Source organism: Pseudomonas sp. Z1-14, from assembly GCF_051132005.1.
Taxonomy (GTDB): Bacteria; Pseudomonadota; Gammaproteobacteria; order Pseudomonadales; family Pseudomonadaceae; genus Aquipseudomonas.
Genome location: NZ_CP071646.1, coordinates 4,516,999 through 4,529,814, shown reverse-complemented (window position 1 = coordinate 4,529,814; position 12,816 = coordinate 4,516,999). Strand labels below are relative to the sequence as shown.

Below are 12,816 nucleotides of genomic sequence, written 5' to 3'. Positions count from 1 at the left end.
CTCAGCGAGGCGGACACCACCATCCACTTGGAGTTTGATGACCATGAGCGTGGAAACTCAAAAGGAAACCCTGGGCTTCCAGACCGAGGTGAAGCAGCTGCTGCACCTGATGATTCACTCGCTGTATTCGAATAAGGAAATTTTTCTTCGCGAGCTGATCTCGAACGCCTCTGACGCAGTCGACAAATTACGTTTCGAAGCGCTGTCCAAGCCAGAACTGCTGGAAGGCGGCGCGGAGCTGAAAATCCGTGTGAGCTTTGACAAGGACGCGAAAACCGTCACGCTCGAAGACAACGGCATCGGCATGAGCCGCGACGAGGTGATCACGCACCTGGGCACCATCGCCAAGTCCGGCACCGCCGATTTCATGAAAAACCTGTCGGGCGACCAGAAGAAGGATTCCCATCTGATCGGTCAGTTCGGCGTCGGTTTTTATTCCGCGTTCATCGTTGCCGATCAGGTCGAAGTGTTCAGCCGCCGTGCCGGCCTCGCAGCGAGCGAAGGCGTGCACTGGTCCTCCAAGGGCGAAGGCGAATTTGAAGTCGCGACCATCGACAAGGCTGAGCGCGGTACCCGCATCGTCTTGCACCTGAAGTCCGGTGAAGAAGAGTTCGCCGATGGCTGGCGCCTGCGCAACATCATCAAGAAATATTCTGACCATATCGCGCTGCCGATCGAGTTGCCGAAGGAAGTCACCGCTGCCGAAGGCGAAGAAAAACCTGAAGTGGAATGGGAAACCGTCAACCGCGCCAGTGCCCTGTGGACCCGTCCTCGTACCGAGATCAAGGACGAGGAATACCAGGAGTTCTACAAGCACATCGCCCACGACTACGAGAACCCGCTGAGCTGGAGCCATAACAAGGTCGAAGGCAAGCTGGAATACAGCTCGCTGCTGTACGTGCCGGCCCGTGCGCCATTCGACCTGTACCAGCGCGAAGCACCACGCGGGCTGAAGTTGTACGTGCAGCGCGTGTTCGTGATGGACCAGGCCGAATCGTTCCTGCCGCTGTACCTGCGCTTCATCAAGGGTGTGGTGGACTCCAATGACCTGTCGCTGAACGTTTCGCGGGAAATCCTGCAGAAAGATCCGATCATCGACTCCATGAAGTCGGCGCTGACCAAGCGCGTCCTCGACATGCTGGAAAAGCTGGCGAAGAGCGAGCCTGAGCAATACAAGAGCTTCTGGAAGAACTTCGGCCAGGTGATGAAAGAAGGCCCGGCCGAAGATTTCGCTAACAAAGAGAAGATCGCCGGCCTGCTGCGTTTTGCCTCGACCCAGAGTGACGACGGCGAGCAGAGCGTCAGCCTGGCCGATTACCTGGCCCGCGCCAAGGAAGGCCAGGACAAGATCTACTACCTGACCGGCGAAACTTATGCGCAGGTCAAGAACAGCCCGCACCTGGAAGTCTTCCGCAAGAAAGGCATCGAAGTGCTGCTGCTGACCGACCGCATCGACGAGTGGCTGATGAGCTACCTCAACGAGTTCGACGGCAAGAGCTTCGTCGATGTGGCCCGTGGCGACCTCGACCTTGGCAACCTGGATTCGGAAGAAGACAAGAAAGCCGCCGAAGAAGTCGCCAAGAGCAAGGAAGGCCTGGTCGAGCGGATCAAGACTGCGTTGGGCGATGCCGTCAGCGAAGTGCGTGTCTCGCACCGCCTGACCGACTCCCCGGCCATCCTGGCCATCGGCGAGCAGGACCTCGGCCTGCAGATGCGCCAGATCCTTGAGGCCAGCGGCCAGAAGGTTCCGGATTCCAAGCCGATCTTCGAATTCAACCCGGCTCACCCGCTGGTGGAAAAACTCGACAACGAGCAGAGCGAAGAGCGTTTTGGCGACCTCTCGCACATCCTGTTCGACCAGGCGGCCCTGGCGGCTGGCGACAGCCTGAAAGACCCGGCGGCCTATGTCCGGCGTTTGAACAAGCTGCTGGTTGAGCTGTCAGCTTGATCAAGTGAATACAAAACCCGCTCAGGCGGGTTTTGTCATTTCTGGTGTTCAGTCAATAAAGGAGTCCGTCATGAGTCAGGTTACGGTTCGTTCACTGGTGTATCAGATCGATGGGCAAAGCTATGAAGGTCGCCTGGCCTTCGACGTCAACCAGCAGGGCCCGCGTCCGGGGTTGCTGATGGCGCCGAACTGGATGGGCGTGGGGGTGGGGGCCGAGGACATTGCCAGGTTGGTGGCCGCCAACGGCTACGTGGTGCTGATCGCCGACCTGTACGGGCAGACGCTGCGCCCGAGCAACGCCGACGAGGCGGGAGCGGCAATGATGCCGCTCAAGAACGACCGGGCCTTGTTGCGCAAGCGCATGCAGGTAGCGCTGGAGCAATTGCAGAACCAGGGCGAAGCGCAGGTCGACACGGCGAAACTGGCCACGTTCGGCTTCTGCTTCGGTGGTTGCTGTTCACTGGAGCTGGCTCGCAGCGGCGCACCGCTCAAGGCTGCGATCTCGTTCCACGGGACCCTGGATACGCCGAACCCGGCCGATGCGCAGAATATCCAGGGCGCCGTCCTGGTGATGCATGGCGCCTCCGATCCGCTGGTGCCGAAAGAACAGTTGCCGGCCTTCGAGGAGGAGATGAACGCCGCTGGGGTGGACTGGCAATTGCTGAGTTATGGCGGCGCGGTGCATTCCTTCACCGATCCACAGGCCAATGTGCCGGGCAAGATGATGTACAACGCCAAGGTCGCCGGGCGGGCGTTCCGGTCGATGCATAATTTGCTGGATGAGGTGTTCAAGGGCTGATTGCCCTGGCTTCTGTCATATTGCTTTCGCGAGCAGGCTCGCTCCCACATTGAATCGAGTTGTACGCGAGACCTGCGAACCGCGCCGATCCAGTGTGGGAGCGAGCCTGCTCGCGATGGCTGCATATGAGACACCCCTGAAATCAGGGCAATTCGATCCGCTCGCTTTCCCCCGGCACAGTCGGCCAGTCCCCGGCCGCCCAGCGCCGGCGGGCTTCATCGATACGGGCCGGGTCGCTGGCGACGAAATTCCAGTTCATCCGCCGTGGCCCGTCCAGCGGTGCCCCGCCGAACAGCACGGCATGGCAGTCGCTGCTGGCGAACAGGGCCATCTCTTCTCCGGCCGGCAGGATGACCAGCGAGTGAGGCTCCAGCGGCTCACCGTCCAGTTGCGCCTCGCCGCTCAATACATACAGTGCACGCTCTTCATGCTCGGTGGGAATCAACAATGTCGTCGCGGTTTGCAGGTTCAGTTCGGCATACAACGTAGGCGAGAGCACCGGTACTGGCGACTCCAGGCAAAAGCCTGACCCGGCAATCATGCGGATGCTGACGCCCAGGTTCTCGCTGACCGGCAGGGTCGGTGCCGGATGATGGCTGTAGTGTCCGGGCCCCTGCTCATGAGGCTGGGGCGAGGCCAGCCAGACTTGCAGGCCATGCATCACAAAAGCGCTGCCCAGCAACGATTGCGGAGTGCGCTCGACATGGGCGATCGCGCTGCCCGCCGTCATCCAGCTGACATCCCCGGCATCCACTACCTGGTCGGAACCCAGGCTGTCCTTGTGCTGGAGTTTCCCTTCGAACAGGTAGGTGAGGGTGGATAACCCGATGTGCGGGTGCTGGCGGATGTTCATGCCTTTGCCTGCCGGGTAGGTGTTTTGCAACATATGGTCGAAAAACACGAAAGGCCCGACGCTGCGGCATTTGGCGGACGGCAGCGGGCGAAGAATCGGCTGGCCCTCCACGTCTTCTGCGCGGGGACGAACGATCAGGGGAGCGGTCATGGTGTCTTCCAGGTTGAACGACGAATGCGCAAAGCATAACCCGAGGCTACAGCGGACGGCAGCGCTGGCTGAACCCAGGCGGGACGGATGGGTCTATGCTGCTTATGGCTTTTCGGAGACTGCCTGTGCCCTTGACCCGTTTGATCTTCATTTGGCTGCTGGCTGTTTCGAGCACTGGCGCTGTGGCTCGCGAATACACCTACAGTGATGCGCACCTGCACTACGTCGACTTCTTCCAGGAATCGGCCGGCATGCCCAAGTTGCTCAAGGCCATGGCGGACAATCGCATCGAGCATGTGATGATCTCCGGCGTGCCGGTGGCCAAGAAATGGCATGAAGACGAACCCAAGCGCCCGCGCTATTACGCCGGTGACGATGCCGACGCCTATTGGTACAGCGCCACCGATGTGATTGTGGCCGCCGCGGTAAACAAACTGCCCGCCGAACAGCGGCAGTACTTCCATCCGTTCCTGTCCGGCTTCAATCCCAATGACAAGAACTCCGACGCTCATATCCAGCGCATGCTCGACCTGTATCCGGGGCTGTGGCAAGGCATCGGCGAAGTCTTCACCCGCCATGATGACCTGACGGCGCTGACCTCCGGCGACACACCGCGCGCCAACAACGAAGCGATGACGCGGATTTATCACCTCGCGGCGGAAAATGACCTGCCGGTGATGCTGCATTCCAACATCACCTCCAAGCGTGAGAAAAATCCGCTGTACCTGGCGGAGGTCGAAGAGCCGTTGCGCAATCATCCCCATACGCGATTCATCTGGGCTCATGCCGGCACCAGCATGGAAATCCATCGGCACCAGACTCGGCTGGATTTCCTGTTGCCCACCCTGACGCGGATGCTTGAGTCTTATCCCAATCTGTTCATCGACCTCTCCTGGAGCATGCTCACGCCGTATTTGCTCGACGAGGCGGGTAAGCCCCGCGAGGAATGGATAAAACTGGTGGAGCGCTTCCCGGAGCGCTTCATGCTCGGCTCTGACGTGGTCGGACGCTTCAACAAGCTGGGCAAGGAGCTGCACAGCTTCGACCCGTTCCTTGACGCCTTGCCGGAAGATGTCGCGAGGAAAGTGGCGCGGGATAACTTCCTTTCGGTATTGCCGCGCTCAGTGACCCGCTAAGTCCGTTTTTGTGGCGAGGGAGCTTGCTCCCGCTGGGCTACGCAGTAGCCCCAAAATCTGGCGACTGCTGCGCAGCCGAGCGGGAGCAAGCTCCCTCGCCACAGGTCTGCCAATCCCTGGGCTATCGGTGGCATGGCGAACATCGCTTTGTCATCAGGCTGTCACTCCCGCGTCATACCCTCGCGCTCATCTCAATCAAGGAGCGCACTATGCATCTCACCCGTTCAAGCGCACTGGTCGCGCTGTTGTTGACCTGCGGCCTGGCACAGGCCGAAGTCCGTGTCGAAGGTCCGGTGGAATACGGTGTCTTCGAAGGGCCGCAAGCCGAGTTGCAATCGGGCGAGCGGGTCTTGCGGCGCAGCAATGAGCAGATCCGCCAGACCGAGAGCGTACCGGCAAAGCTGGGCACCAAATTTGGCATGCGCTACCAGTTGGCCGGCAAGGTCGCGGATGACCAGCCGTTGACCCTGTTGTATTTCACCCCGGGCATCCGTACCCCCGATGGCGTGCGCCATGACAAATTCGAAGTCATCCAGAAGCTGGTGCCTGGCGCGCCGCAGGATGTGATGGCCTACGAATTCACCGAAAGCCACGAAGTGGTGCCGGGGGAGTGGCGATTCATGGTGTTCCAGGGTGATCGGTTGCTGACGCAGCAGCGGTTTGTCGTGCGCTGAACCTTCATTTGCGCAGATCGAAAATGTGGGAGCGAGCCTGCTCGCGAAGGCGGTGTGACAGTCAGGGAATCGTTGCCTGACACGCCGCTTTCGCGAGCAGGCTCGCTCCCACATTGTGAACCCAGGCATATTTGCCAGACAAAAAAACGCCCCGAACCAGTCGGGGCGTTTTTTTGTGCGGCGTAGCAGCGGGGCTTACTGGCCCTGCCAGCGCTTCATCACCAGGGTAGCGTTGGTGCCACCGAAGCCGAAGCTGTTGCTCATCACGGTGTTGATGGTGGCATTTTCGCGAGTCTTGGTCAGGATTGGCAGGTCGGCCACTTCCGGGTCCAGCTCGTCGATGTTGGCCGAACCGGCCATGAAGTTGCCTTCCATCATCAGCATGCAGTAGATCGCTTCATGAACGCCGGCGGCGCCCAGGGAGTGACCCGACAGGCTCTTGGTGGAGCTGATGGCCGGGGCCTTGTCGCCGAACACTTCACGTACGCCTTTCATCTCCGCGACGTCGCCGACCGGAGTCGAGGTGCCGTGGGTGTTCAGGTAGTCGATTGGCGTATCGACGGTGGACATGGCCATCTGCATGCAGCGCACGGCACCTTCGCCGCTTGGCGCGACCATGTCGTAGCCGTCGGAAGTGGCGCCGTAGCCGACGATTTCCGCATAGATTTTCGCGCCACGGGCGAGGGCGTGTTCCAGCTCCTCGACCACGACCATGCCGCCACCGCCGGCGATGACAAAACCGTCACGGTCGGCATCGTAGGCACGGGAAGCTGTCTGCGGAGAGTCGTTACGCTTGCTGGACAAGGCGCCCATCGCGTCGAACAGGAACGACTGGCTCCAATGTTCTTCTTCGCCGCCACCGGCGAAGACGATGTCCTGCTTGCCCATCTGGATCTGCTCGACCGCGGTGCCAATGCAGTGGGCACTGGTGGCGCAGGCGGAGGAGATCGAGTAGTTCAGGCCCTTGATCTTGAATGGCGTGGCCAGGCAGGCCGACACAGTGCTGCCCATGGTCCGCGTGACGCGGTACGGGCCGACGCGCTTGACGCCTTTCTCGCGCAGGATGTCCAGCGCTTCCATCTGGTTCAGGGTCGACGCGCCACCGGAACCGGCGATCAGGCCGGTGCGCACGTTGGAAACCTGCTCGTCGGTCAGGCCGGAGTCAGCGATGGCGTCCTTCATGGCCAGGTAGGCATAAGCTGCCGCGTGGCCGACGAAACGGTAGATCTTGCGATCGATCAGCTCTTCGAGATTGAGGTCAATGGAGCCGGAAACCTGGCTACGCAGACCCATTTCGGCGTATTCCGGGTTGTACCGGATGCCAGGGCGACTTGCACGCAGGTTAGCGGAGACGGTCTCTTTGTCATTGCCCAGGCACGAAACGATGCCCAGACCAGTGATAACGACGCGGCGCATGCGGATAACCCTTAGAAGTTGTCAGTGGAGGTGAAAACGCCGACCCGAAGGCCTTCGGCGGTGTAGATCTCGCGACCGTCGACAGCCACCGAACCATCGGCAATGGCCATGTTCAGCTTGCCCTTGAGGACGCGTTTGATATGGATGTTATAGGTAATCTTCTTCGCGGTCGGGAGCACCTGACCGAAGAACTTCACCTCGCCCGAACCCAGGGCGCGACCGCGACCCGGCAGGCCCTGCCAGCCAAGGAAGAAGCCGACCAGTTGCCACATGGCATCCAGGCCCAGGCAGCCCGGCATCACCGGGTCACCTTCGAAATGGCAGGCGAAGAACCACAGGTCCGGAGTGATATCCAGCTCGGCGACCAATTCACCTTTGCCGTACTTGCCACCCTCGTCGCTGATATGGGTGATGCGATCCACCATCAGCATGTTCGGGGCGGGCAGTTGCGCGTTACCTGGGCCGAACAGCTCACCGCGACTGCAGCGCAGCAGATCTTCCCGGGTAAAGGCGTTTTGTTTGGTCATGCGAGCTCCTCAATAGTCCCATGCGGCAGGGTGGGGCAAATCTTCCCGGCCGATCGAAGCGTTCATGCCTCGAGTCGGCAGCCTACTCATAGACTATTGCGTTGTAGTGAAAGTCACAGCACACGGGAAAATGAATGTACACCTGTGCACTGAAATTGTTATTCGTTTCCCGATCGAGTCTTGTCCGGGTGCTTAAGACTGCCGCACTTTCGCCTTTCACGCCAGTCACAGATGGTCCGGGGCCCCGGATCAACGTACCCAGCGCTGCAAAATCTGCTGCAGGTCAATTCTTTTGAATGGCTTGGCCAGGTAATCGTTCATGCCTGCGGCCAGGCAGGCTTCACGGTCGCCCTGCAACGCGTTGGCCGTCAGGGCGATGATGGGCACCTCGGCACAGCCCGGCAACTGACGGATCTGTCGCGTGGCTTCGTAGCCGTCGATCACCGGAAGCCGGCAGTCCATCAGGATCACTTCGAAAATCAGGCTTTCGGCGCTGCGCACGGCCTGGGCGCCATCGGTGGCGACGCTGACCGTGAAGCCCAGGCTGCGCAGCATGGCTTCGATCACGGTCTGGTTGACCGGATTGTCTTCCACCAGCAACACATTGCGGCCCTCGCCATCGCTGCTGCCACCGGGCGCGCGCGGGGCCAGGGTCGGTGGAGACTGCCGGGACAGCGCGAGCGGGATTTCCAGGGTGAACACCGAGCCTTGGCCTTCCACGCTCTGGGCCCGCAGTGTGCCGCCCATGCGTTCGGCCAGGGTACGCGCGATCGGCAGGCCCAGGCCCGTGCCGCCATAGCGCCTGGAAATCGAGCTGTCGGCCTGCTGGAACGCATCGAACATGCGCTCCAGGCTGTCCGCCGGGATGCCGATCCCGCTGTCGCGTACCGTGCAGGTGAACCACAGCAGTTCATGATCCAGCGCCTGCCACTGGCATTGCACGGTGACGCGCCCCTGGTCGGTGAACTTCAGTGCGTTGCCGATCAGGTTGACCAGGATCTGGCGGATCCGCGTCGGGTCGCCTTGCACTTGCAGGGCCCGCATGTCGTCGGGGATCAGCAGGTCCAGGCCCAGCTTGCGTTGCGCGGCGCTGTGCTGGAACGACTGGGCGCAGCTGCCGACCAGTTCCGCCAGGTTGAAAGCGATATGTTCCAGTTCCAGGGCCGAACGTTCGATGCGCGAGAAGTCGAGAATGTCGTTGATCACCTTCAGCAGGTGCTCGGTGGATTCCGAAGCCAGCGCGGTGTACTCGTGCTGCTCGTCGGTCATCTGGGTGGTTTCCAGCAACTGCAACATGCCCAGGACGCCATTCATGGGCGTGCGCAGTTCATGGCTCATCATCGCCAGGAATTCCGATTTGGCGCTGTTGGCCTTTTCCGCTTCCTCCCGGGTCTGGATCAACTGCGCCATGGCTTGCTGCTGTTCGCGGCTTGCCTGTTCGAGGCCGTCGGCCAGATTGTTGATGTGCCGCGACAGAGCGCCCAGTTCGCCGTCGTCGACGATTGGCAACGGGGTGCTGTAGTCGCCTTGCTGGATCGCCTTGACCGCATTGCCGATGTCGCGGATCGGCTGTGACAGGCTGGCGGCCAGTCGGCGCGCCACCAGGAAGGTAAAGAGCAGGGCGAACAACGCCAGGATCGCGGCCTTGAGCAGGATCTCCTGCTGGCGCTCGCTGAAGGCATCACTGGACATGCCGACGATCACGCGGCCCAGGTAGTCTTCACCGGGCGCCTCGGTGGACGGGCTGGTGCCTTGCAGGAAGTCATTGTTCAGCGCAATGCGTTGCAGGCGAACCGGAGCCTGGAACACTTCTACCTGCCGCGAGTGGTTGCGCGTCTGCGCCGGTTGCTCGACGTACACGAGGATCCGCTCCGTGCGGTCCTGGACTTCCAGGAAGCGTACATGAGGGGTGGCCAGGGTGGCGGTGAGCAAACTTTCCAGCACCTCGTTGTTGCCGGAAATCACCCCGTATTCCGCAGCCGGAGCCAGCTGGTTGGCGATCAGTTGCCCGGTGTGGTTGAGCTCCTGGCGCAAGTCCTGGATTCGCACGAAGGTAAAGAAGCTGATCAACAGCACGGTCAGCAACAATGCCGGGCCGAGGGCAATGAGCTGGGTGCGGGTATTGATATCCCAACGTCGACGCAAGGTCATGGGCGGTGTTCTCCTTCTGCCAGCTGCGCAGCGACGGCTTCGGCATCAATCGGTTCAATGCCCAGCGAGCGGGCGACCTGCTGGTTACTCATGACTTTGAAACGGACCGGATACAGCGTGCGCGGCCAGCTGGCGGTGGGACGGTCGAGCAATTCGTCGAGGATCGCCAGCCAGTCGTCCTGGTCGCTGTAGGTGCTGGCCAGGCTGCCGGCCCTGACAAACGCGGCGCTTGGCCCGATCAGCGCGCGTTGCCGGGCGTAGCTGCTGAGCAGCAGGTTTTTCACGGTCTTGGGGTTGTAAAGGTCGGGGTCATCGAGGCCCAGCAGTACGTCGCTGCGGCCCAGCAGGTTCTGCAAGGGACGGTTGTCACTGCTGTCGTCCCAGCGTTCGCTGACGATTTCCAGGCCCAGCGGCCTGGCTGCCTGCTGGATGTCCTTGAGCAGGAATTCGCTGTGCCGGTCGAACAGCACGCCGACCCGCCGCACTTGCGGCAGCACCCTGCGGATCAGTTGCAGTTGCCGCGCCATGGGCGGATCGCTCCACAGCAGGCTCAGACGCTCAGGCGTTGCCTCGCCCAGGCGTTCGTATGCCTGCAAGCGACTGATGCGCAGGACCAGCGTGGCCGGGCCGTGGTTTTTTTGCAGGCGCCAGTCGAGGCTTGGCGGATCAAGCAGGACCAGGCGCACATCGCCGGGCAGACGGTCCGGCGACGGCAGGCTGGCCAATGGCGCGAACCGCACGTTGTCTTGCGGGCGTCGGGCTTGCAGGGCCTGGGTGAACGATTGCACGCCGGGGCTATCCTGGGCGCCGGTCAAGAGAATCTCGGCGGCCCGGGCATCGAGGGTCGTCAGCAGACTGACAAACGCCAGGCACAGGAGTAGCGGCAGGCGGCCGCGGAGGGGCGTCTTGCGCGGTTGGTCCGCAGACATCTAGAACGACAGCTCCGCGCTGAAATACAGGACGTGACGGGCGTCGTAGCGATTGTCGGCGAACGTGGTCGGCTGGTTATCGAGGCGCTGCTGCACGATACCCGCCAGCTCCAGGCTGGCCTTGCCCAGGGGGATCCGCCTGGCGACGCGGGTATCGACCCGCTCGTAGCGGTAGCCATTGAGATCGTCGGCCCCGTAATAGAAAACCGCGCTGTTCCAGCCCTGGCCCCAGTCGTGCAGCCATCCGGCCGAGCCGCTGTTGCGGGCGGTCAGTTGTTCGTCGAGAGGATTGCTGGCCTGGGCATCGACGTAGGCATAGGTCAGGCGCAGGCGATCGGCGCTGGTCAGGCGCCAGTCGAGCTGGGTCTCGGCACCGTCGAACTGCGAGTCGTTGGCATTGCTGGCGATGTACTGGTTGTTGCGCAGCGGTTCGCTGATCATGCCGGTGATTTCGTCATGGAACAGCTTCACATCCACCGTCAGGCCCAGGTCCATGAAATAACCGTTGTAGCCCAGCTCTCGCGAGCGCATATGCTCCTGCTCGAGGTTCCCCGGGCCGCGAGTGCGGACGAAATAGCGCGCGCTGTCCTGGCCGAACGCGGCGGGCCGCAGGTTGGTGACCTGGTAGCTCCAGTTGACGTTGTTCTCGAACATGTCTGGCGAGCGCACCGCTTCGGAGTACACCGCCCGAAGCCCGTGTCGCGGGTTGATCAGGTAATTGACCGCGACTCGTGGGGTCAGTGAGCTGCCGGTCAGGCGGGTGTCTTCGAACATCGCCCCACCCTGTAGCAGCCAATGCTCGCTGGCGCGCCATTCGAGTTGGCCGAACAGACGCCAGGTGGTGTCGTCCAGCGTGCCGTTGAAGTACGTCTCGGAGTCGGCCCGGTCGTAGCGATAATTCGCCCCGGTGACCAGGCGCAGGCTATCGGACAGGCTCAGGGTGTCCTGGATTTCCAGGTCGTAACGTGACTCCCGGGCGCTCTGGTCGATGTCGCCGCACAGGGTTCGCGAGGCACCGTTGCGCCATTGATCGATCACCTGGTTGGCCAGCGCCTGCTCCTGCGCCGTGCCGGCAGGTGCCCCTGTGCCAAGGAAGCTTGGAATATTGCGCGCCAGCTTCTCGGCGTAATTCGGGTTGAGCTGCCAGAGGTCGGTCAGTTGCGGGCTGAAGGACACCTCGGCATCGCAGGCGCGCCAGGTCTGCTGGCGATCCCAATGCTGGATCGAGCCTTGTACATAAAGACTGTGGTTGGGGTCCAGGTCGAGGTTCCAGCGCAACGAACCGGCGTAGTCCTTGGCAATGACATCGGAGTTGTCCCCGGCCGCGGTTATCCCGGCGAAAACCGGGCGATAGGTATAGGGCCGCTGGTTGCTGCCCTCCTTGGCGCTCAGTTGCCAATCGATGCTCTGCCATTCGTCCAGGGCCTGGCTGACGGAGAGGTTGATGCGGTTCAGGCGCCGACTGTCGCGGTAGTCCGCGCCGTTGCGGTCACTGTCGAAACCGTCGTCTTCCTGGCCGGACAAGGACAGGCGCATATCGCCATTTTCCCAACCGCTGCCCTGGCTGGCGTACCAGTCGCTGATGCCACGCTGGCCCCGGGTCATTTTCAACCGGGTGCCGTGGCTACCCGCCGGGGCGCGGGTGATGATATTGACGACTGCCATCAGCGCGTTGGCGCCGTAGCTGACGGTGTTGGGGCCGCGGAAGACTTCGATCCGGTCGATGTCTTCCATGGCGACCGGAATGTCACTCCAGTCCACCGTGGCGAGGCCGGCGCGGTACACCGAGCGGCCGTCGATCAGCACTTGCATGCGTCGCGCTTCGCTGGCGTTGGTGCCGTGGTAGTTCACCGTGGCCTGGTTGCCGCTGAGGTTGCCGACCATCATGCCCGGCACCAGGCGCAACAGTTCGCTGATGTCCCGGGCACCGCTGGCCTTGATCAACTCGCTGTCAAGCACGGTCATGCTGCCCGGCACCGCCGCCGGCGACTGTTTCAGGCGCGTGGCGGTAAGTACCTGGGGCAGGGGCTGGTTGTCCACGAACAGATCATCGGCCACCACGGAGGGGCTGATGACCAGCGCCAACAGCAGTGATGAACCTGGACGGGAAGGGCCAACGAACACGGCACAGCCTTTGATTGAAGGAGGGATGGCGGGCATGTTAACCGAGCCGTGCGACTTTTCCATTCACGTTGGCAGCATTTTCCTCGCAATTGATTGTCAGCTTGCTACT

General features: G+C 61.8%; 10 protein-coding genes. 4 read left to right on the top strand and 6 right to left on the bottom strand.

Annotated features, from left to right (window positions below; all coding sequences use genetic code 11):
• Positions 1-43: 43 nt before the first annotated feature.
• Positions 44-1,948 carry a molecular chaperone HtpG gene (gene htpG / locus J3P89_RS20835; protein ID WP_305496099.1) on the top strand — a complete coding sequence of 635 codons (1,905 nt, stop codon included), beginning with the start codon at positions 44-46 and terminating at the stop codon, positions 1,946-1,948.
• Positions 1,949-2,018: 70 nt separating this feature from the next.
• On the top strand, positions 2,019-2,747 hold the full coding sequence (locus J3P89_RS20830) for a dienelactone hydrolase family protein (protein ID WP_434695526.1): 729 nt from the start codon (positions 2,019-2,021) through the stop codon (positions 2,745-2,747).
• 142 nt (positions 2,748-2,889) lie between these two features.
• On the opposite strand, the gene J3P89_RS20825 is transcribed toward J3P89_RS20830, so the two are convergent.
• The gene (locus J3P89_RS20825; protein ID WP_434695525.1) at positions 2,890-3,750 is read right to left on the bottom strand and encodes a pirin family protein; all 861 of its coding nucleotides are present in this window, start codon (positions 3,748-3,750) and stop codon (positions 2,890-2,892) included.
• Between the two features lie 119 nt (positions 3,751-3,869).
• Here J3P89_RS20825 and J3P89_RS20820 point away from each other — a divergent pair, with 119 nt between their 5' ends.
• Together J3P89_RS20820 and J3P89_RS20815 are read left to right on the top strand one after the other, a co-directional pair.
• Positions 3,870-4,886, top strand: coding sequence for an amidohydrolase family protein (locus tag J3P89_RS20820; protein ID WP_434698038.1), 1,017 nt, complete (start codon positions 3,870-3,872; stop codon positions 4,884-4,886).
• 209 nt (positions 4,887-5,095) lie between these two features.
• Positions 5,096-5,560, top strand: coding sequence for a DUF3859 domain-containing protein (locus J3P89_RS20815; RefSeq protein ID WP_018610122.1), 465 nt, complete (start codon positions 5,096-5,098; stop codon positions 5,558-5,560).
• A 195-nt stretch (positions 5,561-5,755) separates the two neighbouring features.
• On the opposite strand, the gene fabB is transcribed toward J3P89_RS20815, so the two are convergent.
• The 5 genes from fabB to J3P89_RS20790 form a co-directional block, all read right to left on the bottom strand.
• Positions 5,756-6,976, bottom strand: coding sequence for a beta-ketoacyl-ACP synthase I (gene fabB, locus J3P89_RS20810; RefSeq protein WP_434569400.1), 1,221 nt, complete (start codon positions 6,974-6,976; stop codon positions 5,756-5,758).
• Between the two features lie 11 nt (positions 6,977-6,987).
• The gene (fabA, locus tag J3P89_RS20805; protein WP_030138344.1) at positions 6,988-7,503 is read right to left on the bottom strand and encodes a 3-hydroxyacyl-[acyl-carrier-protein] dehydratase FabA; all 516 of its coding nucleotides are present in this window, start codon (positions 7,501-7,503) and stop codon (positions 6,988-6,990) included.
• Positions 7,504-7,752: 249 nt separating this feature from the next.
• On the bottom strand, positions 7,753-9,654 hold the full coding sequence (locus J3P89_RS20800; RefSeq protein ID WP_434695524.1) for an ATP-binding protein: 1,902 nt from the start codon (positions 9,652-9,654) through the stop codon (positions 7,753-7,755).
• Positions 9,651-10,583, bottom strand: a complete 933-nt coding sequence (locus J3P89_RS20795) for an ABC transporter substrate-binding protein (protein WP_305496092.1) — start codon at positions 10,581-10,583, stop codon at positions 9,651-9,653. Before J3P89_RS20795 ends, J3P89_RS20800 begins: the two co-directional genes overlap by 4 nt.
• Entirely contained in the window at positions 10,584-12,743 is a 2,160-nt protein-coding gene (locus J3P89_RS20790) for a TonB-dependent receptor plug domain-containing protein (protein WP_434695523.1), read from the bottom strand. It lies immediately after the preceding gene.
• Positions 12,744-12,816: the final 73 nt, after the last annotated feature.